General features: G+C 72.5%; 14 protein-coding genes and 1 pseudogene. 11 read left to right on the plus strand and 4 right to left on the minus strand.

Translation table 11 applies throughout. From position 1 onward, the window contains the following. Positions 1-93 precede the first annotated feature (93 nt). Positions 94-1,530, minus strand: a complete 1,437-nt coding sequence (locus tag ACFY3J_RS07920; protein ID WP_384174200.1) for a S1C family serine protease — start codon at positions 1,528-1,530, stop codon at positions 94-96. Between the two features lie 260 nt (positions 1,531-1,790). Here ACFY3J_RS07920 and ACFY3J_RS07925 point away from each other — a divergent pair, with 260 nt between their 5' ends. From ACFY3J_RS07925 to ACFY3J_RS07935, 3 genes are all read left to right on the plus strand, one after another. Beyond that, on the plus strand, positions 1,791-2,618 hold the full coding sequence (locus tag ACFY3J_RS07925) for a glycerophosphodiester phosphodiesterase (protein WP_384174203.1): 828 nt from the start codon (positions 1,791-1,793) through the stop codon (positions 2,616-2,618). 69 nt (positions 2,619-2,687) lie between these two features. Further along, complete coding sequence (locus ACFY3J_RS07930; RefSeq protein WP_384174206.1) at positions 2,688-3,326, plus strand: ATP-binding protein; 639 nt, start codon at positions 2,688-2,690, stop codon at positions 3,324-3,326. Positions 3,327-3,537: 211 nt separating this feature from the next. Further along, positions 3,538-4,503, plus strand: coding sequence for a DUF5926 family protein (locus ACFY3J_RS07935; protein ID WP_384174209.1), 966 nt, complete (start codon positions 3,538-3,540; stop codon positions 4,501-4,503). A 255-nt stretch (positions 4,504-4,758) separates the two neighbouring features. On the opposite strand, the pseudogene ACFY3J_RS07940 reads toward ACFY3J_RS07935, so the two are convergent. Both ACFY3J_RS07940 and ACFY3J_RS07945 read right to left on the minus strand, forming a co-directional pair. After that, a pseudogene (locus tag ACFY3J_RS07940) lies at positions 4,759-5,360 on the minus strand (hypothetical protein). A gap of 56 nt (positions 5,361-5,416) precedes the next feature. Beyond that, positions 5,417-6,082, minus strand: coding sequence for a bifunctional DNA primase/polymerase (locus ACFY3J_RS07945; protein ID WP_384174212.1), 666 nt, complete (start codon positions 6,080-6,082; stop codon positions 5,417-5,419). Positions 6,083-6,585: 503 nt separating this feature from the next. On the opposite strand from ACFY3J_RS07945, the gene ACFY3J_RS07950 reads away from it, so the two are divergent. The 3 genes from ACFY3J_RS07950 (at position 6,586) to ACFY3J_RS07960 (ending at position 11,142) form a co-directional block, all read left to right on the plus strand. Continuing rightward, positions 6,586-8,121 (plus strand): PP2C family protein-serine/threonine phosphatase, encoded by a 1,536-nt coding sequence (locus tag ACFY3J_RS07950; RefSeq protein WP_384174215.1) that lies wholly within the window; start codon positions 6,586-6,588, stop codon positions 8,119-8,121. 61 nt (positions 8,122-8,182) lie between these two features. After that, positions 8,183-9,679, plus strand: coding sequence for an aminopeptidase P family protein (locus ACFY3J_RS07955; RefSeq protein ID WP_384174218.1), 1,497 nt, complete (start codon positions 8,183-8,185; stop codon positions 9,677-9,679). Between the two features lie 98 nt (positions 9,680-9,777). Next, positions 9,778-11,142, plus strand: coding sequence for a PLP-dependent aminotransferase family protein (locus ACFY3J_RS07960; RefSeq protein ID WP_384174221.1), 1,365 nt, complete (start codon positions 9,778-9,780; stop codon positions 11,140-11,142). A gap of 83 nt (positions 11,143-11,225) precedes the next feature. Here the strand turns inward: ACFY3J_RS07960 and ACFY3J_RS07965 are convergent, their stop codons facing one another. Beyond that, entirely contained in the window at positions 11,226-11,672 is a 447-nt protein-coding gene (locus ACFY3J_RS07965; protein WP_384174224.1) for an ATP-binding protein, read from the minus strand. A gap of 222 nt (positions 11,673-11,894) precedes the next feature. Here ACFY3J_RS07965 and ACFY3J_RS07970 point away from each other — a divergent pair, with 222 nt between their 5' ends. The 5 genes from ACFY3J_RS07970 (at position 11,895) to ACFY3J_RS07990 (ending at position 16,875) form a co-directional block, all read left to right on the plus strand. Beyond that, a complete protein-coding gene (locus tag ACFY3J_RS07970; protein ID WP_390840544.1) occupies positions 11,895-12,761 on the plus strand; it encodes a hypothetical protein in 867 nt (288 codons plus the stop codon). Between the two features lie 166 nt (positions 12,762-12,927). Then, positions 12,928-13,659: a YcnI family protein gene (locus ACFY3J_RS07975; protein WP_384174230.1), complete on the plus strand. Its 732-nt coding sequence runs from the start codon at positions 12,928-12,930 to the stop codon at positions 13,657-13,659. A 93-nt stretch (positions 13,660-13,752) separates the two neighbouring features. Next, the gene (locus ACFY3J_RS07980; protein ID WP_390840545.1) at positions 13,753-14,403 is read left to right on the plus strand and encodes an SCO family protein; all 651 of its coding nucleotides are present in this window, start codon (positions 13,753-13,755) and stop codon (positions 14,401-14,403) included. Further along, on the plus strand, positions 14,400-14,873 hold the full coding sequence (locus ACFY3J_RS07985) for a copper chaperone PCu(A)C (protein ID WP_384174236.1): 474 nt from the start codon (positions 14,400-14,402) through the stop codon (positions 14,871-14,873). The genes ACFY3J_RS07980 and ACFY3J_RS07985 overlap by 4 nt, the downstream gene beginning before the upstream one ends. 13 nt (positions 14,874-14,886) lie before the next feature. Beyond that, positions 14,887-16,875 (plus strand): copper resistance CopC/CopD family protein, encoded by a 1,989-nt coding sequence (locus ACFY3J_RS07990; protein ID WP_390840546.1) that lies wholly within the window; start codon positions 14,887-14,889, stop codon positions 16,873-16,875.

A 16,875-nucleotide genomic window follows, 5' to 3' on the forward strand; every position in this document is an offset into this window, starting at 1 on the left:
CTCGACACAGAAGGGGTGCCCCTCAGAGAGAGGCACCCCTTCTGACCAGTACATCTGTGACCTGCGGAGGCGGTGTGGCAGGCCCGCGTGGGATCAGTTGTCGCCGACGCGGGAGCCGAGCGTGAGGTCCGCCGTGTGCTCCTTGCCGGCGCGCTTGTAGGTGACGGTGACCTTGTCGCCGGGCTTGTGGGTCCAGATCTCGCCGATGAGGGTGGGGCCGGAGTCGATGACCCGGTCGTCGAGCTTGATGATCACGTCACCGGGCTTGAGGCCGGCCTCGGCGGCGGGGCCGCCCGGTTCGACCGGGTCCGAGCCGCTGACGCCCTGGTCGGTGATCTTGGCACCGTTGGTCGTGTCCTCCAGGGAGACCGACGCGCCGATCTTGGCGTAGACGGGCTTGCCGGTCTTGATCAGCTGCTGGGCGACGTACTTGGCCTGGTTGATCGGGATGGCGAAGCCGAGGCCGATCGAGCCGGACTGGCCGGCGCCGCCGAGGCCGCCGGTGCCCGCGGACTGGATGGCGGAGTTGATGCCGATGACCGCGCCGCGCGCATCGAGGAGCGGGCCGCCGGAGTTGCCCGGGTTGATGGAGGCGTCCGTCTGCAGGGCGCTCATGTAGGAGGCCTTGCTGTCGGAGCTGCCGTCGCTGGAGGCGACGGGACGGTTCTTCGCACTGATGATGCCGGTCGTCACCGTGTTCGACAGGCCGAAGGGCGCGCCGATGGCGATCGTCTCGTCGCCGACGGCCACCTTGTCGGAGTCGCCGAGGGCGAGCGGCTTGAGGTCCGAGGGCGCGTTCTTGAGCCGGATGACCGCGACGTCGTAGCCCTGCGCGTGGCCGACGACCTCGGCGTCGTACTTCCTGCCGTCGGGGAAGGTGGCACTGAGCTTGCCGCCGTCGACGGCTTCGGCCACCACGTGGTTGTTGGTGACGATGTGGCCCTGGGTGTCGAAGACGAATCCGGTTCCGGTGCCGCCGCGGCCGCCGGTTCCCTCGGCCTCGATGGTGACCGTGCTCGGCAGGGCCTTGGCGGCCACGCCCGCGACCGAGTTCGGGTCCCGCTTGATCTGCGAGGCGCCGTTGTCGGAGGCCGAGACCGTGGTGGAGCTGCTGTCGTCGTTCCTGGCCAGTGTGTAGCCGAGGCCGCCGCCCAGACCGCCGGCGACCAGCGCGGCCACCAGGACCGCGGCGACCAGGCCGCCGCGTCGGCCGCCGGGCTTGGGCGCGGGCTGGTGCTGCTGGTACGCGGCGCCCCAGCCGGAACCTCCCGCGCCGCCGTCCCCGTAGGCGGGCACGGCGGAGGACGGGGGCGGCCAGGAGCCGTCGACGGGCGAGCCGTGGCCCTGCGGTGCGGGCGCGCCGGCCCCGCCGTGGGCTCCCGGGACGTGCGGAGGCGCGTCCGGGGGCGGAGGTGCGGACGGGCCGCCCTGGGGGGCGGCCGGGTGCGGGGAAGCAGCGGGAGTATCCACCGGCGCGGGAGGTGCGGACGGTGCCGGGGGTACCGTGTTGCCCTCGTTCTCGGTGCTCACAGCTCTTCTCCTTGGTCCACGGCTGTTGTTGTCGGTCGCACTCGGTCACGCTCGCCATGCCCGCCGGCGACCCGGCGCGCTCCAGCTGTGCATGTGCAGGTGTGTACGTAGTCAGCTTTTCCCACGGGCCGTCAGAGCACCATAAGCCGTTGCTGTGGGTCCAGGTACATTCTTTATATAGGTCATCTCACATGAAACAGACACATTATCGACGGCTCTCCACTGTCCCGCCCATTCCGCCGCGGTGGCACCATGACGCGGTGACCCACGCACGGCAGCACCGCATCCAAGTCGTCGCCCACCGCGGAGCCTCCGAGGCCGCCCCGGAGCACACGCTGGCCGCCTACCGGAAGGCCATCGAGGACGGCGCGGACGCCCTCGAGTGCGATGTACGCCTGACCGCGGACGGTCATCTCGTCTGCGTGCACGACCGGCGCGTCAACCGTACGTCCAACGGCCGGGGAGCGGTGTCCGCCCTGGAGCTCGCCGACCTCGCCGCGTTGGACTTCGGCTCCTGGCGCACGCGCGCGTCCTGGCGCGGCCGGGTCGAGGAGCCGGACTGGGAGGTGCGGCCCGAGGACCCCGAGGACACCTCCGTCCTCACCCTGGAGCGACTGCTCGAACTCGTCGCCGACGCCGGCCGGCCGGTGGAGCTGGCCATCGAGACCAAGCACCCCACACGGTGGGCCGGGCAGGTCGAGGAGCGGCTGCTGACGCTCCTGAAGCGGTTCGGGCTGGACGCCCCGGCCTCGGCCACGAGGTCGCCGGTGCGTGTGATGAGTTTCTCAGCGCGCTCCCTGCACCGGGTGCGGGCGGCCTCGCCGGCCCTGCCGACGGTCTATCTGATGCAGTTCGTCTCGCCGCGGCTGCGGGACGGACGGCTGCCGGCGGGCGTCGGGATCGCGGGGCCCTCGATCCGGATCGTGCGCAGCCAGCCGGTGTACGTGGAGCGGCTCAAGCAGGCGGGACACCAGGTGCACGTGTGGACGGTGAACGATCCCGCGGACGTCGACCTCTGCGTGGACCTGGGGGTGGACGCCATCATCACCAACCGCCCGCGCGCGGTCCTGCACCGGCTCGGCCGCTGACCGGCCGCCGGTCCAGCCGTGATGACAGGGAGTGCTCCGGCGCGTTCGGTGAGTGATCGAGCGTTCCAAATGCGTCGCCGGACGCGATTCGGCCGGTTTCCGGTACAGGCCGGTGGGGCATCCACTCCGTGGCGTGGGGCGAAGGAGGTCTCGGGGGTGGCGTTGGTGGTGGCACAGGAGGTGCCCACGTCGTCGAGCATGGCCGTACCCCATGGCCCTGCGGGCGTGGGGGAAGCAAGACACCGGATGCGTGATCAGTTGCGCAGTGGTGGCGTGGCGGAATCGGTCATCGACGACGCCGTATTGATCCTTTCCGAACTCTTGAGCAATGCCTGCAAGCACGGCCGGCCGCTGCGCGGTGCCCTGGCCGGCGACGGCGACGTCCGGGCCGCATGGCGGGTGGACGCGGGCGGCAGCCTGATCGTCGAGGTGACCGACGGCGGCGGCCCGACCCGCCCGTCCCCGGCCACCCCCTCGGTCACCGCGCACGGTGGCCGCGGGCTGAACATCATCACCGCCCTCTGCGACGACTGGGGGGTACGGGACGGCGTCGGCGGCGAGGTCACCGTATGGGTGGTCGTCCACGACGACGTGCACGACCCGGACGCCGGTCACCGTCGCGACGACTTCGCCTCCCGGATCACCGCACCGCCCGTGTCGGCCCTGCCCGACCTGGGCTTCACGGACGCCTTCGGCGACCTGGACTGAACACGCACGCGTGCGCCGCGCCCGGGCGATGCCCGGGTCGTGCCGCGGGCTCGGGCGCGCGGGGCCGGCCGGTTGTCGCCCTTCCCTGGCGTTCCTGGCCATTCCCCCGTTCCCCGCCATTTCCCCGCCGCGTCCACAGGGTCCCGTCGTTGACGGCGTGAACGGCTAGGCTCGCGCCGTACGAGACGAGCCGTAACCGGGAGACACCCAGATGGCCAAGAAGCGACCCCAGACGAAGGCCAAGCGCCCGCAGCTCACGGATGGAGAGATCCCGGTCGTCGGTGCGCGCGAGCCCTGCCCGTGCGGCAGCGGCCGGCGGTACAAGGCCTGCCACGGCCGAGCCGCCGCGCACGCGGTGACCGAGCTGGTGCAGCGGCCGTTCGAGGGACTGCCCGGCGAGTGCGACTGGGTGGCGCTGCGCGAGCTGGTCCCCGCCGCCACGGCCGGGCTGGCGCTCCGCGACGGCCTGCCCGACGGCGTCCCGGCGGTCACGCTCGCCACGGTCCTGCCGATGGCCTGGCCCGCACTGCGCCGCGACGACGGCTCGGTGCTGCTCGGCCTGCAGAACGACACGGCGTCCGGCGACATCAGCCGCGACCTCGCCGACACCCTGCTGCGCGCCCTGGAGGCCAAGCCCGGCACCCCGGTACAGGGCCGCCGCGCCCCGGCCGACGGCCCGCGGCTTCAGGACCTGCTCGACCTCGAGGCCCCCTTCGAGCCGGTGGTGCACGAGGGCTTCGAGTTCTGGGTGCCGGACGCGGAGAACGCGACGCCCGAGGTCACCGCCTCTCTGGAGCGGGCCAACGCGGCGGCCATTCCGACCGTGCGCCTGGAGAGCGTCGAGGCGGCGTACTGGTGCCGGACGCCGGAGAAGAACCACCTGCGCTGGGTCATGCCGCACGCGGAGGAGCAGCTTCTGGACGCTCTCGCGCGGCTGCACGCGGCGGGCCGTTCGAACCTCGGTGAAGGCACCCGTCTCGTGGGCTCCTTCCGGGCGCACGGCCTCACCGTGCCCGTGTGGGACCTGCCGAGCGAGATGGGCGCCCAGGACGTGGAGAAGCCGGCCGCCGAGTTCGCCGAGCAACTGGCCGCCGCGCTGGCCACGCAGACGCCGCTGACGGGGGACGAGCGGCGGGCCCGCGGTGGTCTGACTAACCGCCAGGTCACGCTGAGCTGAGCGACGGCCGGGCGGCCGGCCCTCCGGTCGGCCGCCCCGCTCGGGCAGATCGGGTGACCCCCGTCACAACCGGAGGACGACTCAGGCGAGTCGGTGACCGGAAAGCCGTCCGCCCGGTGACCGGAAAGCCGGGATCGAATTTGCGAACTGCCGATCTCTTGTTACCGTTCCAGTAGCCCGGTTGCTGGTGCATCCCCCGTCGCCAGCAACCGGGCGCTTACGTGTCCGCCGTCGCTCACCCAGCGCAGTCGCTCATCAACCGCCCGTTGTCGTGGGTGAGTTGCTCCCGGATCGCAGTAGCAGCGCGGCACGTCCGCCGCGCTCCGCGAACTCCGCGACGGCGCTGTACGCCGCCGCCGTCCCCCTGTTGCGTTCCCGCGGTGTCTCACAGGTCTCCGGCTCATCGCCCCCGGTCGGCGCGCAGTGCGTCCGCACGGTGCGCTCGCCCGGACCCATCAGGGTCAGGTCGGCGTCCAGGGGCCGTCCGGTCGCGTTGCGGTAGTAGGTGCGCGCCCAGGTGTCCTGGCCCTGGTCAGCACACAGGTCTGCGCCTCGATCCCGTCGGGCGAGGTGACCTCGGGGCCGCAGCGCGCGGCGGTCGCGAGCCCCAGGCCGAGCACCAGCGGGGAACGGGCGGGCGCGGCGGAGGGCATCTTGTCGTCGCCGGGCGGCAGGGAGCGCACCGGGGACCAGGCGTCCGTACCGCTCCGGTCGCCCACCTGGCCCGCGGACGCCCCGGCCGGCGGCAGTACGGCGGCGCAGCCGACGACGCCCAGGAGGGCGAGCAGGCGGACGCGTCGGGAATCGGGGCCGCCGCACGGCACTCGGCTTCCAGGTCCGGCGGAACGACGCAGCATGCGGGGACGATAACGGCCCCGGGCGGGCGGTTCGCCCGCCCGGGGCCGCGACACCCCTAGAACTCGGGGGCGCTCACACCCGTACGAGTGAGGGCCTCCACCACCGCATCGACCACGGCCTCCACATCGGGCACCCAGGGCGAGGCGGAACCGGGCAGCGGGGCACGCTCCCAGCGGATCGGGCCGGCTCCGGTCTCGGAGGGAGGCAGGGCGAGGTAGCCGCCCTCGCCGTGGAAGCGGAGGGAGCCGGGGACGAAGTCCTTGGCGTAGAGCAGCTCGCCCAACTGCTCCATGGAGTAGGGCTTGACGAGGATCGCCCAGCGCGTGGGCGAGGCGACGACCGGGCCGAGCCGCATGCCGACGCGGTCGAGTGCCGTGAGGGCGCGGGCGGCCGGGAGGGCCGGCAGGCTCACCGCGCAGGGGGCCTTGCCCCCGGTGGCCAGGACGATCGGCGCGGTGGGCCGGTTGGTCCACCACCAGCGCACCATGCGGGCGTCGGTGGTGGCCGCGAGGAGGCCGGGTTCGAAGGGGTGCGCGCCGGGCACCGTGCACTCCGGGTCGGGGCAGCCGCAGCGGCCGCTGCGCCGCGGATCCGGTGCCACGCCCGGCAGTACGGGCCACTGCCACCGGGTCGCGAAGGTCAGGGCCGCGCTGATCGGCTCAGGCCCCCCGTCACTGTGCTGGGACGGGAGCCTGCGTCGCCTTCCGGGGATCTCGCGCATGAGCGCTCGTTCCTTTCCGTTGCACCGCTGGCAACACCGTGGACCACTCACATCATGTGTCGATCACTGCACTGTGCGTACCTGTTGGCGCATCACACCCCTGCCTTCAGGCACGGGGAACCCCTATGGGCCGAGCATCGGCTGCTTCCACGGCAGCCCCGTCCATACTGCGTCTACCAGAAGCATGGGCGTGGCGCGGGGTGGCGGAGCATGGCGTTATGCCGTCTTGTGTTCTGCTCTCCGCCTCCATCGCGCAAGGATGGGGCACGGTCGTCGGTGGCTAAGACGCCCGGGTCCGTCGCCAGGTTCCGGGTAGTCCCCAACCACCCCTGGCCTTCTCCGAGTACGTACCCATCACGACCGCTGTGACGCTCTGTCGAGCAAGCCCAGTCGACCGCAACAGGCCGTCACCCGAGGCAGTTTCAAGCCAACTTCCCCTTTTAGCAAGAGGTTGGGAAGAAGACCCCGAGAAGCCCTCTGACACCAGGAAACCCGGCAGGACAATGCTGGACATCCCCTCACGAGTGCGTGTACATGTGGAGACACTGCTGGCGGCGCAGAATGACATGGGGGTTTGCGATGCTTTTGAGCAATACGCACCGGTCGGAAAGCCGGACGCCATGAGCGCCCCCCACCCTCCGAAAGTGGCTGGAATCGATCCGACGGTTCCGGCACCCGCACACACTGTCGTGCCCTCGTCCGCCGCTCCGGACCCCTCCCCGAGCGGTCCGTCCGGCCCGCACGCGCCCCGCCCGCCGGGCGCCCTCCTCCAGGACCGGCTCGCCGGCTGGGTCTCCGACCTCACCACTCTGAACGAGCTCACCGAACGTCTGGCCCGTACGAACGGACTCGACGCCGCCCTGAAGGAACTGCTGCGCGCCGGCGCCGCCCTCGTCGGCGCCCGGCGCGGACTCGCCGTCCTCGAACCGGACGACGGGCTGGGCCCCGACACCACCATCGGCCTCGGTCTCGCACGGGCCGATCTCGGCCACCTCGAGACCGTGCCGCGCAGCGCGATGCCCTACGGGACGCTCCTCGACACCGCGGCCGGGCTGCCGGGCGGCGACGGCGAGGTCGTGCGCCCCGACCTGTTCGCCGAGGACGGCCTCGATCCGCGCCACCGCGAGGTGGCCGGCCGCCTCGGCTACGCCGCCAGCTACGCGCTGCCCCTGTCCACCGAGACCGCCGGCCGACTCGGCGCCGCCGTCTGGTTCTACGACGAGCCCGCCGAACCGGTTGAGCGGCAGCGCCACCTCGCCGGCCTCTACCTCCGCTTCGCCACCGAGCACCTGGCGCGCCTGCTCGACACCGAGCGCACGCGCGCGTGCATGGCGACGGTCTACGAGGAGCTGCTGCCCTCCCGGCTGCCCCGCGTCCCCGGTGTCCAGCTCGCCTCCCGGCACCGCACCGGGCCGCGCGGCGGCGGCGACTGGTACGACGCGCTGCCGCTGCCCGACGCCGCGCTCGGCCTCGCGGTCGGCTCGGTCACCGGCGCCGGGCCGGGCGCGATCGCCGCGATGGGCCGGCTGCGGGCATCCCTGCGGGCCTACGCGGTCATGGAGGGCGAGGATCCCGTCGCCGTCCTGTCCGACCTCGAACTGCTCCTGCGGCTGACCGAGCCCGCCCGCTCCGCCACGGCCCTGTTCGCCTACTGCGAACCCGCCCTGCGCCGCATCACCCTGGCGGGCGCCGGGCACTGCCCGCCGCTGGTGCTCGGCGAACGGCGCACGGAGTTCGTGGAGACGTCCGTGTCCGCGCCGCTGGGCATGCTCGCCTGCTGGGAGGCGCCGAGCGTGGAGTTCCAGGTGGCCTCGGGCGAGACGGTGCTGCTCTACACCGACGGGCTGCTGCACCGCACCGGCGATCCCGCGGACCGCGCCTTCGCCCGGCTGCACACGGCCGCTGCGAGCGTCCCGCGCACGCTGCGCCACGACCCCGGGGCCGTCGCCGACCACGTCCTGCACACGCTCCTGCCGAACGGTCTCGACGTGACCGACGGCGCGGAGGACGTGGCGCTGCTGGCGGCGCGCTTCGAGTAGGCCGCCCGGTGACCCGGTAACAGGTGCTTCCGCCTCTGGCCCCCTTCCGCGCGACCGTACGATGGGGGATGGCCCAGTGGCTGTATCGAGGAGGAAGACCGTGGCGCAGGAGCTGCCGGAGACCCCGGAGACCGCCGAAGAAGAACCGATCAAGCAGCGGAAGAACGGCCTGTACCCGGGCGTGTCCGACGAGCTCGCCGAGAACATGAAGTCCGGCTGGGCCGACACCGAGCTGCACGGCCTCGAGCCGGTCGAGCAGGCGGAGCACACCGCGCGCCGCCGCGCCGCACTGTCCGCACGCTTCCCCGGCGAGCGCCTGGTCATCCCCGCGGGCAACCTGAAGACCCGCTCGAACGACACCGAGTACTCCTTCCGCTCCTCGGTCGAGTACGCCTACCTCACCGGCAACCAGACCGAGGACGGCGTCCTGGTCCTGGAGCCCACCGCGGACGGGCACCAGGGGACGCTCTACCTCCTGCCGCGCTCCGACCGTGAGAACGGCGAGTTCTGGCTCTCCGGCCAGGGCGAGCTGTGGGTCGGCCGCCGCCACTCCCTGGCCGAGGCCGAGACCCTGTACGGCATCGGGACCTCCGACGTGCGCGAACTGGCGGACACGCTGCGTGAGGCCACCGGCCCGGTCCGCGTCGTGCGCGGCTACGACGCCGGCCTCGAGGCCGCCCTGACCGACAAGGTCACCGCCGAGCGCGACGAGGAGCTGCGGGTCTTCCTCTCCGAGGCGCGCCTGGTCAAGGACGACTTCGAGATCGGCGAGCTGCAGAAGGCCGTCGACTCCACCGTGCGCGGCTTCGAGGACGTGGTGAAGGTCCTCGACAAGGCCGAGGCGACCAGCGAGCGCTACATCGAGGGAACGTTCTTCCTCCGCGCGCGCGTCGAGGGCAACGACGTCGGCTACGGCTCCATCTGCGCGTCCGGCCCGCACGCCTGCACCCTGCACTGGGTGCGCAACGACGGCCCGGTCCGCTCCGGCGACCTGCTCCTGCTGGACGCGGGCGTGGAGACGCACACCCTCTACACCGCCGACGTCACGCGCACGCTGCCCGTCAACGGCACGTACAACGAGATCCAGAAGAAGATCTACGACGCGGTGTACGAGTCCCAGGAGGCCGGCATCGCGGCGGTCAAGCCGGGTGCCAAGTACCGCGACTTCCACGACGCCGCCCAGCGCGTGCTCACGGAGAAGCTCGTCGAGTGGGGCCTGGTCGAGGGCCCGGTCGAGCGGGTCCTGGAGCTGGGTCTGCAGCGCCGCTGGACGCTGCACGGCACCGGCCACATGCTCGGCATGGACGTCCACGACTGCGCCGCCGCGCGGACCGAGACGTACGTCGACGGCACGCTGGAGCCGGGCATGGTCCTCACCGTCGAGCCGGGCCTGTACTTCCAGGCCGACGACCTGACCGTCCCGGAGGAGTACCGCGGCATCGGCGTCCGCATCGAGGACGACATCCTGGTCACCGAGGACGGCAACCGCAATCTCTCGGCCGGCCTGCCGCGCCGCTCCGACGAGGTCGAGGCCTGGATGGCGTCGCTGAAGAGCTGATACGGGTCCGGAGGCCGGGTACCCGCGAGGTGCCCGGCCTTCCTGTGCCGGGGCGCGGGTCCTGGACATGCATTCACGTACCTGGGGGGAGGGTTCTCGTGGAGGACTTCTGGTCCGGTGCCGGGTTGGACCTGCATCTGGAACCGGACGCGGCGGCGGGCCGCCGGGCGGGGCTGGAGAAGGCGCTCCGCGACGCGGTGCGGGACGGGCGGCTCGCGCCCGGGACACGGCTGCCGGCGACCCGCCGGCTGGCCGCCGAACTCGGCATCTCGCGGGGCACCGCGAAGGCGGCGTACGACCAGCTGGTCGCCGAGGGCTATCTGACGGCGCGACAGGGATCGGGCACCCGGGTCGCCGCCCTGCCGGCCGTCGACGCGCAGGAGCCGGGAGCGGCGGCACGCGCGCGTGCTCCCCGTTTCGACCTGCGGCCGGGCAGCCCGGACGTGGGCACCTTCCCGGCGGCGGCCTGGCTGCGGGCACTGCGCCGGGCCATCGCGACGGCGCCCTCGCTGACGTACGACTACGGCGACCCGCGCGGCCGGATCGAGCTGCGCACGGCACTGTCGGGCTATCTGGGGCGGGCGCGCGGGGTGATCGCTCCGCCCGAGCGGATCGTCATCACCTCCGGGTACGTGCAGGGGCTGGCGCTCCTCACGCGCGTACTGGACGGGGCCGAAATCGCCATGGAGGATCCCGGGCTGCCCTTCCACCGGGAGGTGGTGCGGCGGGCGGGCGGCAGCGTGGCGCCGGTCCGGGTCGACGAACGCGGTGTGTGCGCCCAGGACCTGGGCGAGCAGAGGGCCGTCGTCGTCACCCCGGCGCACCAGTACCCGACCGGCGTGACCCTGCACCCGGAGCGGAGGCGTGCGCTGACCGACTGGGCACGCGCGCGTGGAGGGCTGATCGTCGAGGACGACTACGACGGCGAGTTCCGCTACGACCGCCAGCCGGTGGGCGCGCTTCAGGGCATGGCGCCGCGTCAGGTCGCCTATCTGGGCACCGCCTCCAAGACCCTGGGGCCGGCCCTGCGACTGGGCTGGGTGGTGCTGCCGCCGCACCTGGTCGACGCGGTGGCCGAGGCCAAGCTGCACAGTGACCACCACACCGAGACCATCGGCCAGTTGGCGCTCGCCGAGCTGATCGACAGCCACGCCTACGACCGGCACATACGCGCGTGCCGCCTTCGCTACCGGCGCCGCCGGGACCAGCTCCTGGGCCGCCTGGGCTCCCGCCGGGTGCGCGGGATCGCCGCCGGGCTGCATGCCCTGGTGGACGTCGCCGACGAAGCGGAGACGCTGGCCCGCGCCGAGGCGGAGGGCCTGGCCCTCGGCCGCCTGGCCGACCACTGGCACACCCCCGGTGAGGACCGCCCCCAGGGCGTGGTCGTCGGCTACGGCACCCCACGGGAACGGGTCTACCCGGAGGCCCTGGAGGCCCTGGCGAAGCTCCTGGCCGACTCCTGACGAAGTTCCGTCGCGCCGGACCCGGGACACGCCCGGACTCCTGGCCGGCGTCTCGCACGGCGCTGCACCGCGAACCGGCTGCGCTACACCGCCACCAGCGGGGCGTCCTCGCGCCACTTGAGGATCTTGTCGAAGCTCACCACCGCGCCGCCCCGGCCCGGCCTGTTGCGGATGTGGACATGGTCGGCGAGTTCCTGGATGAGATACAGGCCGCGGCCGTGCTCGGCCTCGGCGCACGCGGCGCGGATCGGGCGACGGCGGCCCGCCGGCGGAAAGCCGGGGCCCGCGTCGGCCACCTCGATGCGGCACTTCTCCCCGTCGAGAAAGGCGGTGACGCGGTACCCACCGGAGGATTCGGTGTCCCCGCCGTACTCCACCGCGTTCGCGCAGGCCTCGCTCAGCGCCACGGACAGGTCGTAGGAGATGTCGGGGTCGACGCCCGCGGTCTCCATCGTGCCGAGCAGCAGTCGCCGCGCGAGCGGCACGCTCGCGGCGTCACGCCGCAGATGGAGTGACCACCAGATGCTCATGCTCCAGCCTCCCGGCGCGGCTCGACATACCGTTACGTATTGCCCCGAGTGCCCTGCCATAAGCACGGCGTTGACACGACACGGTCCGATCGGCGGACGCGGCGGGGCGGGGAATCGGTGTATGTGCGGGCCGAAGGCATCAGAACGTGACCTTCCGGATCTACCGCATCTTGTGGACCTGCCGTACGACGGGCCCGGGTCCAGTGGGATGATGAGGCCGCCATGTCTGACCCCCGCCCGCGCACGGCACCCGCCGGACGCGGTCTCCGGATCCTGCGGGCCGCGGTGTTCGCCGCGGTCTGCGTCGTGCTGGCCGCGGCCGGGCACACGCTGGCCTCCTGCGCCGCCGTGCCGCTGTGGACGCTGGGCGCGGGGTTCCTGGGGGCGTTGGTCGTGGTGGCGCCCCTCGCCGGGCGCGCGCGTTCCCTGCCGGGGATCGCGACGCTGCTCGTGGTCGGCCAGACCGTGTTGCACAGCCTGTTCGGCATGGGGCAGAGCGGCGTGGGCGCCATGGCTTCCGGTGCCATGACCATGGGCTCCACGGGATCGACGGGGCCGACGGGTTCGCTGCCCGTGCTGTCCGACGCCGAGCTCGTCCAGCGGGCCGCCCGGTACGTGTGCGGGGCGACCGCCGCCGCGATCAGCCCGGCCCGGGCCTACCGGATACTCGTCGACGCACACGCCTACGGCGGTGCCGGCACGGGCCCGAGCGCCCCGCACCACCCGGCAGGCTCCCCGTTCCCCATCGGCGCGGCCGCCGCGCTGCTGCCGTCCCTGCCGATGCTGCTCGTCCACGTCCTGGCCGCCGTCGCCACGGGCTGGGTACTGCGGCGCGGCGACCTCGCCCTGCTGCGGCTGATCGAGCTGTCGGCGCACGGAGTCGCCGAGGCCGCGCTCGTTCGGTCCCTGCGCGGGGCGCTCGCCCTGGTGCGCGCCCTGTGCGCCGGGCTGCCCACGGTGGCCGGTACCGGCCCGCGCTTCCGGCGCACCGCCGACTCCGCGCCCCTCGTCCCCCACACCACCGCACTCCAGCACACGGTGATCCGCCGCGGCCCGCCGACCGCCGCCGCACTCGTCCTCGCTGCCTGACGCGACGCGACCACCACCCCACCGAGCGGGTCTCCGCCGGGGGAGCGGCCGCCGTCGTGCGGGCACGCGCGCGCGTGCCCGCCCGGCGGGAACACCGGGACACCGGTCCCGCCCCGCACGCGCACCCCTCAGACACCGGAACTCACTCGAAGTGGAGTGCACCCCCATGAAGGCTTCTCGACTCGTCGCCACCGCCGCCGTCGCCGGCTCGGCCGTCCTCGCCCTGTCCGCCCCCGCGTTCGCGCATGTCAGTGTCCAGCCGGAGGGCTCCGCCGCCAAGGGCGGCTACGCCGTCGTCGACTTCAAGGTCCCCAACGAGCGCGACAACGCCTCCACCACCAAGGTCGAGGTCAACTTCCCGACCGACCACCCGCTGGCCTCAGTGATGCCGCAGCCGATGACCGGCTGGAAGATCGACGTCACCAAGTCCCAGCTGGACAAGCCGCTGGAGATGCACGGCAAGAAGATCTCCGAAGCCGTCACCAAGGTCACCTGGACCGCCGACGGCGACGGCATCAAGCCCGGCTTCTTCCAGAAGTTCCCGCTCTCCATCGGCACGCTGCCCGAGGACGCCGACCAGCTGGTCTTCAAGGCGATCCAGACGTACTCCAACAAGGAGGTCGTGCGCTGGATCGAGGTGCCGCAGAAGGGCCAGGCGGAGCCGGACAACCCGGCGCCGGTGCTTCAGCTGACCGCGGCCTCGGAGGGTGACGGACACGACGCGTCGGCCAAGGACGCCGCTGCCGACACCAAGCCCGCCGCCCAGACCACCGCCGCCGACACCTCCAAGAGCGGCAGCGACAACACCGCCCGCGTCCTCGGCATCATCGGCATCCTCGTCGGCGCGGCCGGCGTGGCCTACGGCGTACTCGCCGGCCGCAGGCGCGCCACCGCCTGATCCGGCTCGTCCGTCACGCGCTCCGGGGGTCGTGCGACCCTCGCGTACGGCCCCCGGTGCGCGCCGGAGTTCTCACATCTGGGACATTTCTCTATGCGCAACAAGACCTTCGTCGCGGCCGCCCTGCTGGCCGCGGCCACCCTGACCCTCTCCGCCTGCGGCAGCGGCAACGACGGCGGGAACCCCGTCGCCGTCGTCTCCGAGGACACCTCGCAGAAGGCCGCGACCGTCCTCGACAAGCCGTTCGAGAAGCCGGACCTGGTCCTCACCGACACCCAGGGAAAGCAGTACGACCTCCGCAAGGAGACCGCCGGCCACCCGACGCTGGTCTACTTCGGCTACACCCACTGCCCCGACGCCTGCCCGCTGACCATGAACAACATCGCGGTCGCCAAGAAGGCGCTGCCCAAGGCCGGGCAGGACGACCTGCGCGTGGTGTTCGTCACGACCGACCCGGACCGCGACACCCCGGCCGAACTCGGCAAGTGGCTCAAAATGATCGACCCGCAGTTCATAGGACTGACCGGCGACTTCTCCACCATCCAGGCCGGCGCGCGCACCCTGGGCATCTCCATCGAGCCGACCACGAAGGACAAGAACGGCAAGCTCGTCTCGATGCACGGCACCCAGGTGATCGCGTTCTCCCCGAAGACCGACGCCGGATACGTCCTCTACGGCGAGGACGCCACCGTCGACGACTACACCAAGGACCTCCCCAGGATCGTCAAGGGGGAGAACCCGTGAGGCGGCCGGCACCGGCGGCGGCGCTCGTGGCCGCGGCCCTGACCGGTACCGCCCTGCTGACCGGCTGCGCCGCGTCCTCCGGGACCGGTGACGCGAAGGCCGAACTGTCCGTCCACTCCGCCTACATGCCCCAGCCGCTCTCGGCCGCGATGGCGGCCGGCTTCCTGACCATCGAGAACAAGGGCGGCGCCAAGGACGAACTCACCTCGGTCACCAGCGCCGAAGCCGAGGACGTCACCGTGCACCAGACCGCCGGCGGGGTCATGAAGGAGGCCGGCCCCCTCACCGTCCCCGCCCACGGGCGGCTCGTGTTCGAGAGCGGCGGCAACCACCTGATGTTCGACAAGCTGAAGCGCGCGCCCCGGCAGGGCCAGACGGTCCTCGTCGAACTGCACTTCGCCGAGTCCGGCACCGTCAAGGTCGAGATGCCGGTGAAATCGGCCACGTACAACCCCGCGACCGGACACTGAGGGAGGGACCACCTTGTCGCAGACCATCGCCCCACGCTTCCGGGCCCTGATGCTGCTGCTCATGGCCGTCGTCGGCGTGCTCCTCGCCGGAGCCGCCCCGGCCTCCGCGCACGCCGCGCTGACCGGCAGCGATCCGCAGCAGGGGGCGGTGGTCGACAAGGCGCCCGCCCAGGTGTCGCTGACCTTCTCCGAGCAGGTCGCCATGAGCGACGACTCGCTGCGCGTCCTGGATCCCAAGGGCAACCGCGTCGACGCCGGGAAGCCCGCCAACGTCAGCGGGACGACGTACGCCGTGCGACTGCGCAGTGGGCTGCCGGACGGCACCTACACCGTCGCCTACCAGGTGGTCTCGGCCGACAGCCACCCCGTCGGCGGTGCCTACACCTTCTCCATCGGCGCCCCCTCCAAGACTTCCGCCGCGGTCGGCGACCAGACGGCGGGCGGCGGGATCGTCGGGGGGCTCTACGGGTTCGGGCGGTACGTGTCGTACGCCGGCTTCGTCGTCCTGGCCGGCGGCGCCGCCTTCGTACTGGCCTGCTGGCAGCGCGGCTCGGGAGTGCGGGCGGTGCAACGGCTCGTCGTCTCCGGCTGGGTCGCGCTCACCGCGTCCACGCTCGCGCTGCTGCTCCTGCGCGGCTCCTACACCACCTCCGGAAAGATCGGGGACGTCTTCGACCTGACGCTCCTCGGGCAGGTGCTCCAGACCAAGACCGGGGCGGCCCTCGTCTCCCGGCTGCTGCTGCTCGCCGCGGCGGCGCTGTTCGTCGCGGTGCTCTTCGGGGAGTACCAAAAGCGCACGGACGACGAGAAGCGCGACCTGACCTTCGGGCTCGCGATCGGCGGCACCGTGGTCGCCGTCGGGCTCGCGGCCAGCTGGGCCATGTCCGAGCACGCCTCGACCGGGCTCCAGCCGGGCATCGCGATGCCGGTCGACGTCGTCCACCTGCTCGCCGTGGCCGCCTGGCTCGGCGGTCTCGTCGCCCTCCTGGTCGCGCTGTACCGGGCACCCGCCGAGACCCCGGTCGAGACAGCGGCCGTACGCCGTTTCTCCCAGGTCGCCTTCGGTTCCGTCCTGGCGCTGGTCGCGACCGGCACCTATCAGTCCTGGCGCCAGGTCGGCTCCTGGTCGGCGCTCACCGACACCCGCTACGGACAGCTGCTCCTAGTCAAGGTCGGTCTGGTGGCGCTGATGGTCGGCGTCGCCTGGACCTCCCGCCGCTGGACGGGCCGACTGGCGCAGACGGCCGCCGCGAAGGCTCCGGCCAAGGCACGCACGAAGGTCGCGGCGACCGCGGGCAGGAATCCCGGCCCGGACGCGAAGGCCGGGGCCGGGAAGACGGGGACCGGGAAGAACGAAACCGGGAAAGCCGGCGGCGGCAAGGCCAAGCCCGGTGGGAAGACGGCGAAGGGCGAGGCCGCCCGGCGGGCCGCCCAGCTCGCCCGGCAGCAGGCCGCCGTGGACACCGCACGGCAGAAGCGGCTGCGGGACGCCGACCCCCACCGCTTCGGGCTGCGCCGGTCCGTCCTGATGGAAGCGGGTGTCGCCGTCGTGCTGCTCGCCGTCACCACCGTGCTGACGCAGACCGAACCGGGGCGCACGGAGACGGAGGCCAGGACCGCCACGTCGTCGCCCGCGTCCTCGTCCTCGTCCTCCGGGGCGGGCGCGGTCACCCTCGACATGCCGTTCGACACCGGCGGCAAGGACGGCAAGGGCGTCGTACGGATCGACATCGACCCCGCGCGCGTCGGCGGCAACGAGTTGCACATCTTTTCCCTCGGGCCGAACGGGCGCCTCCGCGACATCGTCGAGCTCAAGATCGCCTTCACGCTGGCCGCGAAGGACCTCGGACCGCTCCCGGTGAACCCCGACCACGTCACCACCGGACACTGGGTGGCGAGCGGAGTACAGATCCCCATGGCGGGCGACTGGCAGGTCGTCGTGACCGTGCGGACCTCCGACATCGACCAGGTGACCGTCACCAAGAACGCGCAGATCGGCTGA

Origin of the sequence: Streptomyces sp. NPDC001231 (genome assembly GCF_042896885.1) — a bacterium.
Classification (GTDB): Bacteria; Actinomycetota; Actinomycetes; order Streptomycetales; family Streptomycetaceae; genus Streptomyces.